The sequence below is a fragment of the Paraflavitalea pollutisoli genome, assembly GCF_029360705.1.
Lineage (GTDB): Bacteria > Bacteroidota > Bacteroidia > Chitinophagales > Chitinophagaceae > Paraflavitalea > Paraflavitalea pollutisoli.
The window spans coordinates 78,891-94,050 of sequence record NZ_JARKMX010000001.1; the positions used below are offsets into that span (position 1 = coordinate 78,891).

Consider the following 15,160-nt stretch of genomic DNA (forward strand, 5'->3'; position numbering starts at 1 on the left):
ACCTTCAAAGCATATCATCATGATACAATTACAAAACATTGAAAAAGTATATCGCACCAGCGCTGTAGAAACCCTGGCACTCAACAATGTCAACCTCAACGTCAACAAGGGCGAATTTCTCTCGATCATGGGTCCTTCGGGCTGCGGCAAGAGTACGCTGCTCAACATCATGGGTCTGCTCGATGCTCCTTCAAAAGGGGAGGTGAGGATCGACAACGAGGCGACGACCAGCCTGTCTGATAAACAGATGGCGCATTTCAGGAACAAGAAGCTCGGCTTTATATTCCAAAGCTATCACCTTATCAATGACCTGCGGGTGCTCGACAATGTGGAGCTGCCGCTGCTCTATCGCAACAGCAACGCCAAAGAGCGCACCCGGTTGGCCAAGGCTGCACTGGAAAAAGTAGGTCTCAGCAACCGGATGAAACACTTCCCCAACCAGCTCTCCGGTGGTCAAAAACAGCGGGTCGCTATTGCCCGCGCGATCGTTGGTGAACCGGAGATCATCCTGGCAGATGAGCCGACCGGCAACCTCGACAGCGCGATGGGTAATGAGATCATGGACATCCTGCTGGAGCTGAACAATATCGACAAGACCACTATCGTGATGGTCACGCACGACGAACACATGGCGCGCAGAACGCACCGGCTGGTTCGCTTGTTCGACGGATCGCAGGTGAGTTAAGCGGATACCCCCGACGAAGGCCACGCGTATGCCGAAGTCTCTCCCGTGTATCCCGACCTGGCACCACCACCATGACCAGTAAGCCCGGGTCGACGTATTCAACATCAATCAAGGACAATCAATTGCTTTATGTTAAAGAATTATTTCAAAATAGCCATCGCGGTGCTAAAGCGCAGGAAGTTCTTCACGTTCATCAGCTTGTTTGGCATCGCCTTTACCCTCACCATCCTTATCGTGCTGACTGCTTTTCTGGACCACCTGATCAGCCCCCAGTATCCCGACACCAAACGTGCCCGCAGTCTGTACATCAACACGGCTACCCGCACGCATTCCGGAAAAGGCTTTCAAAGTAATGGGCCACTGAGCTACCATTTCCTGAATAAATATGTTTCCTCCATGAAAACGCCGGAGCGCGTAGGCATCGGATCGATCTTCATCACGACCAACACGTATATCAACAATAAGAAACTGGAAATTGACATGAAGTACACCAATGCCGATTTCTGGGAGGTCCAGGAATTCGAATTCCTCGAAGGCCGGCCCTATACTGCCCAGGAGATCACGAACGGCGACCATGTGGTGGTGATCTCCGAACAAACCAGGCGGGATTATTTTGGCGAGACCACTGCCGTCGGAAAATACTTTGAGACCGACAATGTGAAGTACCGCGTCTGTGGAGTAGTGAAGGATGTGCCCATTACCCTGATCTTCTCGTATGCCAATGTTTACCTGCCTTACACTCTCTCCAAGACCGGTCGTAACGATACCCGCTTCGAAGGCATGTACACAGCCATTATACTGGCCCGCTCGAAGGCCGACCTGCCGGCCATTCAGGACGAGTACCAGCAAACGATTGCCCGTATTCCCCTGAAGGGAGAAGAGTTTAATGAGCTTCATAGTTATGCCGACACGTACCTGGCCAGTTTTACCCGCATATTATTGGGCAAGGACGACAGTTCGGGCGTAGGCAAATTTGTACTGAGTATTGGTTTGTTTGCCTTGTTCTTTATGCTGCTGCCCACCCTGAACCTGATCAATATCAACATCAGCCGGATCATGGAGCGTTCCTCCGAGATTGGTGTTCGCAAAGCATTTGGAGCTTCTTCGAAAACGCTGGTGTACCAGTTCATCATTGAGAATATCATTCTTACACTGATCGGCGGCCTGCTGGGACTTGCGCTGTCTGCCATCGTCATCCTGGTACTCAACAGCAGCCAGCTGATCCCGCATATGTACCTGGCCATCAATTTCACCGTACTCGCCTGGGCATTTATCGTGTGCCTCGTATTTGGCTTTTTCTCGGGCGTCTATCCGGCCTGGCGTATGTCGAAACTGCAGGTAGTAACTGCCCTGAAAGCTCAATAATTAATCATCTTTTTAATCGTCAATATGTTCACGCATTTATTCAAACTGATCTGGAACAAAAAGAAGCAAAACTTCATGCTGATGCTGGAGATCTTAGTGTCGTTCCTGGTGATCTTCGCGGTGTTTACGATGCTGGTATACTACTATAAGAATTACCGCAAACCGATGAACTTCGAGTATGATCAGGTATGGTCCATTGGCTTCAAGATGCAGGACAGGCCGCAAAGCAATGATTCGCTCTATGTTTTCTTTGAAGCGCTGAAGAACCAGGTGAAGTCGATGCCCGAGGTGGAGCAGCTGAGTTTTTCCGGTCACAACATTCCTTTTTCGATGAGCACTTCGCAGAACTCCCTCGACTATGAAGGCCGTCATGTACGTAGCATTCACGACTATACCGTAAGTGATGACCATGCCAAGGTGTTGAAGCTATCGCTGGTCAGCGGCCGCTGGTTTTCGAAGGAAGATGACGCCAGCCGCTACCAACCGATCGTGATCAGCGAGTTTTTAAAGGATAAACTGTTTGGGACCGGGGAAGCTGTTGGTCAGGTGCTGGATAAAGAATCGGATCACCCGCGCCGTATTGTAGGGGTCGTAAAGGATATAAAGGATCATGGCGATTACCAGGCTATTGAGTCGGCCATGTTTCGCCGGGCCGACACCAATGCGTTGCGTTGGATGGAGCAGGCGCTTATTCGCGTAAAACCAGGAACCGGCGTTGCCTTCGAGGGCAGGCTGTACAAAGCCCTGGCCAGTCACCTGACCAATGCCACCATTGAAATAGAGCACCTGACCAATAAGCGCCAGGCTAAGAACAGCATGACACTCGTACCCATCATCATCATGATGGTGGTAGCTGGGTTCCTGGTGATCAATGTGGCGCTAGGTTTGTTTGGGGTACTTTGGTACAATATCAACCGCCGCAAAGCCGAGATCGGGTTACGCCGCGCCATCGGCGCTCCTGCTGGCTCTATCTCCAGGCAGCTGGTCAGCGAAGCGATGGTGCTGGCAACACTGGCATTGATCGTCGGTTGCTTTTTTGCTGTGCAGTTTCCCCTGTTGAATGTATTCGACCTGCCTGCCTCCGTCTATATCTATGCCATCGTACTCGCGGTGTTATTTGTATACCTGCTGGTGATCATCTGTTCCCTGTATCCCGGCAAACAGGCAGCAGCCATTTATCCGGCAGTGGCCTTGCACGAAGATTAGCGACTGAACAAAAAATGCCTAACTTGACCACCTTTAAGGGATTATGATCTTCATTATTGACGACGATATCGCAGTACGTACCTCGCTCCAGCTGTTGCTGGAGCAGCAGGGTTTTGTCACGGATACTGCCGATGGCCCGGGGCAGGCGATGACTGTAGTGGAAAAAGTACGACCGGAACTGATCATACTCGACCTCAATTTTTCTATCGACACCTCGGGCAATGAAGGCATGGCCTTATTGCAACAGATCAGACAGCTGCACCCGACAGTGCCCGTGATCCTCATTACCGGCTGGGCCACTATCGAACTGGCCGTAAAAGGGATGAAGCTGGGCGCGAATGACTTTATCAACAAGCCCTGGACCAACGATCATTTATTGCAATCCGTACGTACCCTGCTCAACCTGCAGGAGAAGAAAACGGAGAAGCTGAGCCGTAAAAAGCTGGACAACCTGTACAATTTTCAACATATTATCGGCGAAGATGCTGCCATGCTCGATATTCTCGAAACCATCGGGCGGGTAGCCTCGACCGATGCCAGCGTATTGATCATGGGCGAGAGTGGTACCGGCAAGGAGCTGATCGCCGAAAGCGTACACCAGAATAGCCTCCGCAGCAATAAGCCCTTCGTAAAAGTAAACCTGGGCGGTATATCCACCTCTTTATTCGACAGTGAGATGTTTGGCCACGTACGCGGCGCTTTTACAGACGCCCGCTTTGACCGTACCGGCCGTTTTGAGATGGCCAATAAAGGCACCATCTTTCTGGATGAGATCGGAGATCTGGATCCCGGTAGCCAGGTAAAACTGCTTCGGGTATTGCAGGACCGTACGTATGAAATACTGGGCAGCAGCCGCACCAAAACTGTGGATGTACGGGTGGTCTGTGCCACCAACCGCCCGTTGGAGGAGATGGTGGCCAAGGGTGGTTTCCGCGAAGACCTCCTGTACCGCATCAACCTCATCACCATCCGCCTGCCACCACTGCGCGAACGCCCGTCAGATATCCCCCTGCTGGTAGATTTCTTTGTCAACAACCTGCGGGAGATCTACAACCGGCCTGCACTCAGCATCAGCCGCGAAGCCATGAAGTGGCTGCAACAATTACCCCTGCCCGGTAATATCCGGCAGTTGAAGAACCTGGTAGAACGCTCGGTATTGGTGAGCAAAAAAGACCTGCTCGATGTAGCCGACCTCCAGTCACAACTCGAAACCTCGCCACGCCAGAAAGGTAATATCGACCTGCCCGAAGTGGGCAGCATAACCCTTGAAGAGCTGGAAGTTAAAATGATCCGCAAAGCGATGGATTTTCACAAAGGACGCATCACCCGGGTGGCCAAAGCACTGGGCATTACGCGCAGTGCCCTGTACAGGCGTTTGGAGAAATACAATATTCCTTTTGATGAAGCTACGGACTAAATACATTCTTTTTGTCGGCCTCATACACCTGGTCGCGCTGGTTTTGACCTTTATCATCTTCCAGGAGAACAGGATTCTCTTTATAGCCTCCGAAGTGGTGGTGATCGTTTCACTGGTCATATTCTGGCAGCTATACCGGCAATTAATCAGTCCGCTGAAAACGTTGATGCAGGGTATCGATGCCATCCGCGATCGCGACTTCAATGTCAAGTTCGTCACCACCGGCAAGTATGAAATGGACCAATTGATAAAGGTATACAATGCCATGATCGACGAGCTGCGGGAAGAAAGGACCAAACAGGAGCAGCAACATTTTTTCCTGGAAAAGCTCATCAATACCTCACCTACAGGTATTATTATCCTTGACTTCGATGAAAGCATTCACCAGGTAAACCCACTGGCCTTGAAGCTGCTGGGACTGGAGGAAAAGGTTTTGCTCGGCAAACCTGTACACAGCATTTTCCACCCCTTGCTACAAGAGATCAGCCGGCTGCATTCGGGAGAAAGCAAAACCGTGCATGTGAATGGGATTGAAACCTACAAGTTGCAGAAATCGCACTTCATCGACCGGGGTTTTGCGCGTTACTTCATCATGCTGGAAGAGTTGACCATAGAGATCCTCGCAGCAGAAAAGAAAGCCTACGGAAAAGTGATCCGGATGATGGCGCACGAAGTCAACAATACGATAGGTCCTGTCAACTCCATTCTGCAATCCACCTTGCAAAGTCAGCAGAACAGCCCGGTTATCAACAATGCGTTGCAGGTGGCCATCGACCGCAACCTGCACCTCAACCAGTTCATGCGCAATTTTGCCGATATCGTGCGGCTTCCGGCTCCCCAGGTAAAAACCATCGACCTTAACAAGCTGGTGGAGCAAACGGGACAACTGATGGCGCTGAGTGCCGGAGAGAAAGAGATTAGCTTCCGCTATGAGCTGGCCAATGGCCCTATCATGATCCAGGCCGACAACCTGCAACTGGAGCAGGCATTGATCAATATTGTGAAAAACGCTATCGAAGCAATCCCGGGCAAAGGATCTATTCAGTTTATCACCCAGGCCTGGCCCAGGCAGCTGGTGATCCGCGATTCGGGCAAGGGCATTGCACCGGAGGTAGCCGATCAAATATTCTCCCCATTCTTCAGCACGCGCAAAGATGGGCAGGGTATTGGCCTTACCCTTACCCGGGAGATCTTACTGAACCATGGGTTTGAGTTTTCGTTGCAAACCACCGCACCAGGCAACACGGAATTTACGATCCTGTTTGAGCAGTAGGATGATGGATGTTATTGGCCTTCCGTTTCTGTTTCTCCCAGGTCTTCTGTTTCTTCCAGCTTACCATCCTTGTTGCGCTTCAACTTGATCATCGGATTGTCCTGTGTGCCGGTAATACTAACCGGAATACCGAATATGCCAAAGGGCGGTAATCCTATCCTCATTTTGAGATTGAGCTTGCCATCAAAACTGGTTTGCCCTTCAAAGCGGAGGCGGAAGGGGGAAACGCGTACCCGCGTACGATCGATGGTGATGAGGTTGTTTTCGATCGTTGATTTGATATCTACTTTTGAAAGGTCCGGATCGGCTATTTCTTTCTCAGTTTCTTTACCTACCACGTTCATCAGCTTCCAGCCCTTCATTTTCACTTTCTTCACCGACAGCACTCCGCCGCCTTTCAGCGATGGATATACCGGACTCATGTGCTCGTCGAGCCGGCCAGCCAATTGGTAATTGAGCGAGATAATACCTTCCGCTTTTTCAGCAGCGGGCACGAGGTCGTGAAACAGCTTGATCTCTTCATACGCTCTCTTTACATCGAATTCTTTAGCATCCAGTTGGTAATCAAAAACGGCTTTGCGGGGTGTCAGGCTTTTATAACTGCCATTCATCACCACCGGTGCCCCTACCAGTTCGAAGCCTGTTTCCTGTAACCTGACAGCGCCACTATCGATGGTTACCTGCCCTTTGAAGTTGTTGAGGTCGGTACCGTTGTAGTGAACTTTTTTGGCGTTGGCCTTGAATGTGACTGCCAGATCGGTGGGCACGAGTACCACGCCATCGGCGGCAGCTGGCGATCCCGCGGGTGCTGCTACCGGCGGATTCTTCGTATCGGCAAATGCCATGAATTCATCGACCAGGAAATAATTGGTTTGCAGGTCAAAGTTCCCCCTGAGCGGCGATCCGGGCACCAGCATGTAATTGATGACATTGTTGAGATAGCCGTTCATCGTCAGCTCGCTTTTGCCATAGTTGACTTTAAAGGCATCGAACCACATTTTATCCTGCTCGAACCGGAAATTGCCGGTATGTATGTAAAAGGGATTGGGAAACATGTCGGCGCGTACTTCCAGGTTATTCACCTTCATGGTACCACTGTTGAACAGCCGATCATAGCGGCCCGCGCTAGCATCACTTTGAAGGCCACGCAGCGCGAGGTTGGTGTACACCAGTCCGGTGACGTTGTATCCCTTCAGCGCAAACACCTGGTAGATCTTACCAATATCCAGCGTTCCTTTCGAGGCGATATTGTACCTGAGGTCGGAGAAGTTTTGCAGGTCGGCCTTTACAAAGAAAGGCTGCCCTTCGAACGTGAACGATACCGGTGTGATCTGTACGGCCAGGTCTTTCATCGACCCTTTTTTGCTGGACACCAGCGCACTGACCTGGATCTTCTCCAGTGGAGCCGGATAATATTTGGTGCTGATCGCGCCGTTCTGCAGGTTGAACTTAGCCTCCGTTACGGGGAATATTTTCTTAGCAGGAATGTACTTGCCGTTGGTCTGTATATCGATATCGAGGTTTCCGGCAAGGCTCATACTGTCGAGCGGATAAAACGACTTAATATCCGCCAGGTTGAAAATGGTCTTTAGCTGCGCATTGATGGGGAAGTCTTTGCTGTTGCCCATCCTGAAAAAGCCTTTGATGTAGTTGCTGAGCACCTGGGCGTTGAGGTTCTCGATAGCCAGGCTGGTATGTTTATAATCGTGATCGGGACAAGCCGCATTCAGGTCAAAGCTGATATTTTCCACCGCCTGCGGAAGCTCGGCCGATTTGATGTATCCGTTGGAGAGGGATGACCGCAGCGTGAAAACCGGTATACTGCTCAATACCGTATCGGTGCCGCGCAGTCCTTTGGGCACTACCGACCGGGCAATTTTACCATCGGCCAGCAAGTGCAGCTTGTATTTTCCTTTCAGATCCAGCGGCGCAAAACCAATCGCTTTATCCCACTGCTCCAGGTCGATCTCGCTGTTGATCTTAGCATAGACGACCGGTTCCGTCAATCCTTTCAGGCGGATCACCGAACTGAAATAATCTTTGTTGATGTTGAAGAAGATCGAATCAACAGTTACCTGCAGGCTATCGGTGTTGAGCTGGGGCAACTTTGATTGGAAATTGAGGAACAGGTTGGAGATGGCGTCGGGTGCCCCCTGATGTTGTACGAAGCCGTTGCGCACCTTCATATTGAAAGTCAGATCGGGCATGTGGCTACTGTCGGCATTGTATTTACCTTTCAGCGTGGCGTCGATGTCTCCATGGCCGCGCACATCAGTCTTATCCAGCCACTGGGTTACTTCCGGCGGCAAACCGGTAAAGATATCATGGAGATCGGTTTCTGCCGACTGCAGGGAGAAGTCCATCTTGTAGCCACTGCTCAATATTTCAAAGGCACCTTTGAAGCGAATGGGCAGCTTGTTGATCATCAGCTCATTTTGCTCAAACAGCAGGGCCAGCGAGTTGGTATTTATCTTGGTGATCAGCTTCGCATCGATCTTTTTTGATTGCACGTACGGTTGCCCGGCGTAGTAAAAATCGAAGGAATCCACCTGCATATGGGTGTGCAGGTCGAAGATCGCCTTACTAAGGTCGCCCGTACCCTTGTAATTGAGTCCATTCATATTGATCACCATGGGCAACGACTGGTCGTTGTACACCAGATGGCTTTTTTCGATCAGGATCTGTTCTATGCGAAGTGCTACGGAAGAAGAGTCGGAAGCAGCTGAGGTATCGGTGCTGTTGGATTTGTAAATATTGTAGTTGGCCTGCCCGGCACTGTCTACCAGGATGTTGATGTTGGCATTGGTCAGAAAGATCTTGTCTACGCTCGTTTGGTTGCTGAAGAGACTCAGCACATTTACCCCCAGGGAGATTTCTTCTGACTGCACCAGGGTTTCCTGCTGAAAAGGGACGGAACCTTTTACCGACAGGTCATACAAAGTGAGGGTGAGTGCGGGAAAGTGGCGAAAGAAAGAGAGTCGCGCCCGGGAAAAATCCAATTCGGAGTTGATGCTGCTCCTGGCCCATTGCTTGATCTTGTTAGAGACGAGACCCGGGAAAACATAGGGTAGTACAAACATCAGAAAAACGGCAATACCAAAAGAAATACCGGCGAGCTTGAGAAATTTAACGGTTATCCTCTTAAAGGATGATGACATAACAAGGCATTTAGGTGGCACAGGAGCTTGTGCGCTTCAAAAGTACGATACTCGTGCTGGTTATGCCTTACGATATAGGGTTTTTTATTATGTGTAGCACATCCCAAACGGCCTACACAGATAACTATCTGACCAGGGATGTACTACACGTATTGATCAGCGCGGGGCGATTTCACGTTTGATGTAAGAACCCCAGGGAGCAAATCGCTTCAGGTTGCTGAACCAATAGCCCTGGTTCTTGTCGAGGTCGGAGTGTGGACTTCCGTCGTAAATTTCCACGCTCAGGCTGACCAGTTGCCAGTCATTTTCATCAAAATGCCAGGTAAACCAGTGTTCGCCATTCTTGTTGTAGCCGGCGTTGCCCTCCAGCAATTTCCCGCTCACATTGCTTCTTTTATCGACAGGAAGCTTCAGTTGCTCGTCTACCTGGTACAATAAAGAGGGATTGGAAGTGGCTACGACAAAAGAACTGTCGCGCCAGTCCTGGGGCATCTGGTGAAGCCCCACTTCAAAATAACGTAATGTGGTTGCTTGGTCTTTTTTACAGGATACCGTCGCTAATAAAGCGATCACCACCCAATACTTCATGGATCTCATGCCTCATGGTTTTTGTCTACCCCTCTTGACAAGAAACCATTCTCTGCCGTTGCATTGGGTGGTGAGTGGCTAGGATGCCTTCCTTACTTTGCCAGAGCCGGAAACCTGTGCATTAACGGCCGGATTACCATTGTAATACACAGAACCGCTGCCCGATATATGAGCTTCCAGCGCATCTGTTACGCCAACTTTAACATTTCCCGATCCGCTGATGCGCGCATCTGCATTTTTAACTGTAAAACCAAGCATATTAATATTACCGCTTCCGCTGATCGTGAAATTGCCTTTGTTCGCTGTACCGGTATTGACTTGAATATTGCCCGATCCGGATATGACAGATTCCAGGGTACCATCGACCACCGCATCTGCGAGCATGATCGATCCTGAACCGCTGAGGCTGAGTTTTAAACCGGTTGTTTGTATCTGGCTGTTGGCGCTGATATCACCGGTGCCGCTGATGCTTAATCCATGGTACAACGGTGCACTGACCCGCATAACGATTTTATCGTGTGAGCCGATGCGCTTGTCCCAATCGAAATAAATGGTTAGCTCATCACCTTTGATCGACGTATGGAGGATGTCGAGGATGTTTTGTTGCGCGTCGATCTGGAGTTTGTAGCCTGGTTCCTGAGTAACCAGCAGGTTCGCTGGTACGTTTAGGGCTACTTTGTTGAAACCACTGAAGGTTCTTGTCTGTGTTACGGTTGGCCCCTCGCCGGTAATTTTCTTTTTGCAGGACATTGTCAACACGAACATTGACAGAACGCCCAGCATGAGCATGCTCTTTTTCATGGCTTTTATTGTTTGTTTTATTTGACATGATCATACAGGCAGGTCAGCGAAGAATGCGCGGCGAGGGTGTTTACTGTTCATGCCCCGCTGACCTGCCAGGTCTGTTAGTTGATGGCCCTGGACAGTTCAGACTCTGCCACGGTGCCAAACCAGCCGTATATTTTTTTAGTGCTGTTGGATTGTTTATTGAATATGTTGGAGGGTACGTTTTGCAATACTTTGGCAAACAGGCCACCGCTGTACAATTGATCGATCAGCTGATCGAGGAAATCGTAAGAAGGTTTGCTCAATGACCGCAACTTTACCGTTACCACATCTCCTTTCAGGTAGGGGTGCTCGCCATTGGTGATGCCTTCGCGGAAAGGTTCGATAAATGTATAGCCGTCTGAAACATTCTCATAGAAAGAAGCATCGATGGCCACCATTTCCGTCACATGGTAATTGAGGCTGCCGTTGCGGTACGTGCGGATCCAGGTGTAGTCTGTGCCACCTGCCAGGTCACGGGCATGCATTTCGGCATAGTATCCTTCTTTCTCGTCGCCTTCGATATCGTCTTTCCCCCTGAATTCAACGGCAATCGAGTCGATCTTGGTTACCCGGTTCAGCACATCCGTCGCTTCGAATTGCTGGCCATCCCAGTTGATAGACAGTTTGTAAGTATGTCCAATTATACCGATGGACGCCGCACCTGCATCGTATACATAGGCGCCATTCTGGAAGGTAAAGTCGTACGTTTTGTTGTCCGTCATATCGGTGAGCACGATCTGTGCACCACTTACCACTTCTGGAGCTTTGCTGTCCAGGTAATTCACGGCGCGCAGAAACTTGATCGTCTGCTTACCGGGCTGGTTGGTGATCCAGGCATCGAGGTAAGGCAACGCTTGCCCATCAGGCAGGTTCACATCCACCACTTTTTCACAAGACGAGAAGGTGTATAAAGCGATCAGCGCAACGATATATAGTTTGAAGTTCTTCATGGTTCATTAAAATTTAAAGTTCCAGGTAATAGAAGGGATGATAGAGCCAAGGATCGACAAGCGCACCGCTTCTTTCTGTTGTGGCTGATCTTCATTTTGGCGGAAGAAGATGGTGTAAGCGTTTTGACGGGCATACACATTATAGATACCAAACACCCACTCCTGTTTGAACTTTTTGTCCTGACGGCCTTTCATGGTAGCCGAGAGATCTAGGCGATGGTAGGCCGGCAAGCGGTAATTGTTTCTCTTTTCAGTGCTGTTGTACGGAACGGGAATACCCTGGATATCGAGGCGCACATCGGGGAAGGTAGCCGGTGTACCGGAACCCAGGTTGAAGTTGGCCGAGAAGTCCCATTTCTTGTTGTGCGAATAGGTTAGCGCCGCATTAATTACATGGGTTCTATCATAACGGCTCAGGTACCATTCACTTTTGCTGATGCCGGGCGTTTGACGCTCGGAGCGGCTAAGGGTATAGTTCACCCAGCCCTGCCATTTACCGGTTTCCTTACGCACTTCCAGTTCGAGACCCCAGGCGCGTCCCTTTCCGGTGACCAGGTCGGCTTCTACCAATTGGTTCAGTTCGAGGTTCGCATTGTCGATATAATCGAGTACATCATCCATTTTCTTGTAAAACACTTCAGCGGAGAACTCCAACGGTAATCCTTCGGGAATGGTGACCACACCGGCAGATACCTGATCGGTCAGAGAAGGTTTGATGTTATTGGTGCTAGGGAAATATAGATCGACCGGCGTGGGCGAAGCGGTGTTCGACAGCAGGTGCAGGTATTGGGTGCTGCGGGCGTAGCCAGCTTTGATAAAGGTATTCTTCTTCAGCTCATACCGCAAAGACAGGCGTGGTTCGAAGAAAGTCCAGTCCACCACTTTCTTTTTGCTGGTCACCTCTTCTTCACGATCGAGTGGTTTGCGCACGTTGGCGGTGGTGTCGCGGAAATAATACACCGTCGTATTGCCCAGGTAGGCGTATTGGTTCAGGCGAACGCCACCCTGGATCTGCCACTTCCGATTAACCTTCCAGGTATCTTCGAGATAAGCAGCCATTTCCGAACCGAACCTTTTCTTCAGTGTAATGTCGTTCTTCTCCCCTTCGCTGGTAGCAACCCCTTTACCGGGATAGAAGTCGTAGTACGTTACATTCAAACCAGTCTTCACGGTATGCTTGTTATTTACAAACCAGGTCAGGGCCGGCTTGACACCGTAGGTCTGAATATTGGAGTTCCAGTCATATTGCTCGCTTACATCGGCATTGGTGGCAGAACTGAAGAAGAGCTTGTAATCGTATTTGGAGTAATACACGCTCGTATTCAGGAACAGCTTGGGGCTGAAAAGGTGGTTCCACCGGAAGGTTCCCGTAGTGTTGCCCCATTCGAAACCCGCTTCACTACCGAATCCGAAAACGTCACGGCCAAAATAACCACTGAGGTAGATGGTATTTTTATCATTGATCGCGAGATTGGCTTTGGCGGTAAGATCGTAGAAGTATAGTTTGTTGTCGCGGTCGTCTTTTTTCAGGAACGGCCTAGACAATACGTCGATGTAGGAGCGACGGCCGGCGATGATAAAGGAGGATTTGTCTTTTTGCAGCGGCCCCTCGATCGACAGGCGACTGAAAATAGTGCTGATACCGCCATTTACGGCGAGCTTTTGGTTATTGCCCTCCTTCATGCGGATGTCCAGTACCGAAGAGGTGCGGCCACCATACTCAGCCGGGAAAGCACTTTTGTATAAGGTAACATTCTTGACAGCGTCCGGATTGAATACCGAGAAAAAACCCAGCAGGTGCGAGCTGTTGTAGACAGGAGCTTCGTCCATCACGATGAGGTTTTCATCTACATTACCACCCCGAACGTTGAATCCCGAAGCACCTTCCCCTACCGAGGTGATACCAGGAAGTGTCAGCAATGCTTTTACGACATCCGGCTCACCCATGAAGGCAGGGATCTTTTTGATCTGCCCCATGCTGAGTTGTTGAATACCCAGGGCCACGGTATTGGTTCTGCGCAATCTTTTTTCACCGGTCACCACAACCTGGTCCATTTCTACGGCAGCGGTCGACAACGATACTTCGAGTGTTTTATTGGCTGTAAGATCGACTTCTGTTTTATTGATGCCATAGCCGGCATAACTGACGTTGACGGTATATTTTCCGGCTGGCAGGCTTACTGAAAAATACCCATAGGCATTTGTCTGCACAGTGGCGCCCGCCGGGTTTACGGTAACAGTGGCATTGATCAGCACCTCTCCATTAGCGGCATCGCGTACATAACCGCTGATGGTCAGTGCTTTTGCGACCTGCGCATGCACCAATGCGTGACAGGTCAACAGGGTTAGGATCATGGATAAAATTCGAAAGGAGGAACGTAACATACAAGAAGTTTGTTTGGAGTATGACAACGTAAGATCTACTTACCCCTACGAAGGGCATACCATTTAGAAAATATTAACATAGCGCAATCGTAAGCAGCGTATGAACGGAGTAATGGTCCGCAAAATTATACTTCTGCGTGGTAATACACCAGCCGACCACATAGAAACCACATAAAGCGACATGATTCACCCAATTCGGTTTAATCATGACCGCATATGACCTTAAGGCTTATCATGATCTACCGAAGCGGCCACTGTCCAGCCAGGATAATGCAGCCAACGCTGACCCTTCTTATTGTATACTTATTATTAATGATTCCCGCGTTATTTTTGCGCCTTATTCGTAAAACAGGATCATTAAACTTCCTGCACCAGTCAGGGATCAAAACAACAGGAGTGGCAGAAAAAGCAGCGACCATCACATCGACCAGATCGAAAGGCCTGATATTATTTATAGCCGGACTTTTCTTTGCGATCCTGTGGTCTTCGGCAGCCGTAGCCACCAAAATTGGCCTGCAATCTGCCCAGCCATTTACCATCTGTATTGCCCGTTTTTTTCTGGCAGGTACAGTCATGTTGTTGATTGCCCATGTCGCCATGGGTAAGCGACTGCCAACGGGCAAAGAATGGAAACAGTTATCGATCTATGGCCTACTGAATGTGTCTATTTACCTCGGGGTATACATCGTAGCCATGCAGCAGGTTTCTCCGGGGTTGGGCTCGCTGGCCATCGCCACCAATCCGGTGTTCATCAGCGTCATCTCCTCTCTTTTCTTCGGTCAAAAACTTCGCCCCGCTATCATCATCAGTTTACTGCTGTGCAGTGCGGGTGTTACGCTGGCCGCCTGGCCACTGTTACAAAACAGCATGGCTACGCCGTTGGGTATTGGCTTGCTGATGAGTAGCATGTTGGTGTACTCTATCGGCACCCTGTATTTTTCCCGCCAGTCCTGGAGCGATCTGCACATACTCACCATCAATGGCTGGCAAACCTTGCTCGGCGGTGTTTTTCTGCTACCAGTGGCCATCTTCACTTTTCAGCCATCAAAGAATGTTTGGGATGGTCATTTCTTCGGTTCGGTGTTGTGGCTGGCCATACCCGTATCGATCATGGCCGTGCAGCTTTGGCTGTTTCTCCTGCGCGACAATCCGGTGAAAGCTGCCTTCTGGCTCTTTCTATGCCCGGTGTCAGGTTATATCATTGCCAGTTTACTGATGAAAGAACCCATTGGCTTATATGCAGTTATGGGCATGCTGTTGGTTATAGGAGGCCTTTATCTCGTTCAGCGCAAAAAAGCAGCCTAG

Annotated in this window: 11 protein-coding genes; 6 read left to right on the forward strand and 5 right to left on the reverse strand. The window is 50.0% G+C overall.

Going from position 1 to position 15,160, the window contains the following annotated elements; all coding sequences use genetic code 11:
- The first annotated feature begins 19 nt into the window (after positions 1-19).
- The 5 genes from P2W70_RS00355 (at position 20) to P2W70_RS00375 (ending at position 5,946) form a co-directional block, all read left to right on the forward strand.
- Positions 20-685 carry an ABC transporter ATP-binding protein gene (locus tag P2W70_RS00355; RefSeq protein ID WP_276479424.1) on the forward strand — a complete coding sequence of 222 codons (666 nt, stop codon included), beginning with the start codon at positions 20-22 and terminating at the stop codon, positions 683-685.
- Between the two features lie 129 nt (positions 686-814).
- Complete coding sequence (locus P2W70_RS00360; protein WP_276479425.1) at positions 815-2,050, forward strand: ABC transporter permease; 1,236 nt, start codon at positions 815-817, stop codon at positions 2,048-2,050.
- Positions 2,051-2,074: 24 nt separating this feature from the next.
- Positions 2,075-3,256 (forward strand): ABC transporter permease, encoded by a 1,182-nt coding sequence (locus tag P2W70_RS00365; protein ID WP_276479426.1) that lies wholly within the window; start codon positions 2,075-2,077, stop codon positions 3,254-3,256.
- A 43-nt stretch (positions 3,257-3,299) separates the two neighbouring features.
- Positions 3,300-4,673 carry a sigma-54-dependent transcriptional regulator gene (locus tag P2W70_RS00370; protein ID WP_276479427.1) on the forward strand — a complete coding sequence of 458 codons (1,374 nt, stop codon included), beginning with the start codon at positions 3,300-3,302 and terminating at the stop codon, positions 4,671-4,673.
- A complete protein-coding gene (locus tag P2W70_RS00375) occupies positions 4,657-5,946 on the forward strand; it encodes a sensor histidine kinase (protein ID WP_276479428.1) in 1,290 nt (429 codons plus the stop codon). Before P2W70_RS00370 ends, P2W70_RS00375 begins: the two co-directional genes overlap by 17 nt.
- An 11-nt stretch (positions 5,947-5,957) precedes the next feature.
- On the opposite strand, the gene P2W70_RS00380 is transcribed toward P2W70_RS00375, so the two are convergent.
- The 5 genes from P2W70_RS00380 to P2W70_RS00400 all read right to left on the reverse strand — a co-directional run bounded on the left by P2W70_RS00380 (position 5,958) and on the right by P2W70_RS00400 (position 13,855).
- Positions 5,958-9,104: an AsmA family protein gene (locus P2W70_RS00380; protein ID WP_276479429.1), complete on the reverse strand. Its 3,147-nt coding sequence runs from the start codon at positions 9,102-9,104 to the stop codon at positions 5,958-5,960.
- Positions 9,105-9,260: 156 nt separating this feature from the next.
- Positions 9,261-9,701 carry a BP74-related protein gene (locus tag P2W70_RS00385; protein WP_276479430.1) on the reverse strand — a complete coding sequence of 147 codons (441 nt, stop codon included), beginning with the start codon at positions 9,699-9,701 and terminating at the stop codon, positions 9,261-9,263.
- Positions 9,702-9,770: 69 nt separating this feature from the next.
- Entirely contained in the window at positions 9,771-10,493 is a 723-nt protein-coding gene (locus P2W70_RS00390) for a head GIN domain-containing protein (protein WP_276479431.1), read from the reverse strand.
- A gap of 104 nt (positions 10,494-10,597) precedes the next feature.
- Complete coding sequence (locus P2W70_RS00395) at positions 10,598-11,470, reverse strand: DUF4249 family protein (protein WP_276479432.1); 873 nt, start codon at positions 11,468-11,470, stop codon at positions 10,598-10,600.
- 6 nt (positions 11,471-11,476) lie between these two features.
- Positions 11,477-13,855, reverse strand: coding sequence for a TonB-dependent receptor (locus P2W70_RS00400; protein WP_276479433.1), 2,379 nt, complete (start codon positions 13,853-13,855; stop codon positions 11,477-11,479).
- Between the two features lie 396 nt (positions 13,856-14,251).
- On the opposite strand from P2W70_RS00400, the gene P2W70_RS00405 reads away from it, so the two are divergent.
- Complete coding sequence (locus tag P2W70_RS00405) at positions 14,252-15,160, forward strand: DMT family transporter (protein WP_276479434.1); 909 nt, start codon at positions 14,252-14,254, stop codon at positions 15,158-15,160.

Excerpts from the sequence above, each read along its gene's own strand:
- P2W70_RS00380 (WP_276479429.1), bottom strand. The coding sequence starts at position 9,104 with ATGTCATCATCCTTTAAGAGGATAACCGTTAAATTTCTCAAGCTCGCC.
- P2W70_RS00355 (WP_276479424.1), top strand. The coding sequence starts at position 20 with ATGATACAATTACAAAACATTGAAAAAGTATATCGCACCAGCGCTGTA.
- P2W70_RS00395 (WP_276479432.1), bottom strand. The coding sequence starts at position 11,470 with ATGAAGAACTTCAAACTATATATCGTTGCGCTGATCGCTTTATACACC.
- P2W70_RS00385 (WP_276479430.1), bottom strand. The coding sequence starts at position 9,701 with ATGAGATCCATGAAGTATTGGGTGGTGATCGCTTTATTAGCGACGGTA.
- P2W70_RS00370 (WP_276479427.1), top strand. The coding sequence starts at position 3,300 with ATGATCTTCATTATTGACGACGATATCGCAGTACGTACCTCGCTCCAG.
- P2W70_RS00365 (WP_276479426.1), top strand. The coding sequence starts at position 2,075 with ATGTTCACGCATTTATTCAAACTGATCTGGAACAAAAAGAAGCAAAAC.
- P2W70_RS00390 (WP_276479431.1), bottom strand. The coding sequence starts at position 10,493 with ATGAAAAAGAGCATGCTCATGCTGGGCGTTCTGTCAATGTTCGTGTTG.
- P2W70_RS00400 (WP_276479433.1), bottom strand. The coding sequence starts at position 13,855 with ATGTTACGTTCCTCCTTTCGAATTTTATCCATGATCCTAACCCTGTTG.
- P2W70_RS00375 (WP_276479428.1), top strand. The coding sequence starts at position 4,657 with ATGAAGCTACGGACTAAATACATTCTTTTTGTCGGCCTCATACACCTG.
- P2W70_RS00360 (WP_276479425.1), top strand. The coding sequence starts at position 815 with ATGTTAAAGAATTATTTCAAAATAGCCATCGCGGTGCTAAAGCGCAGG.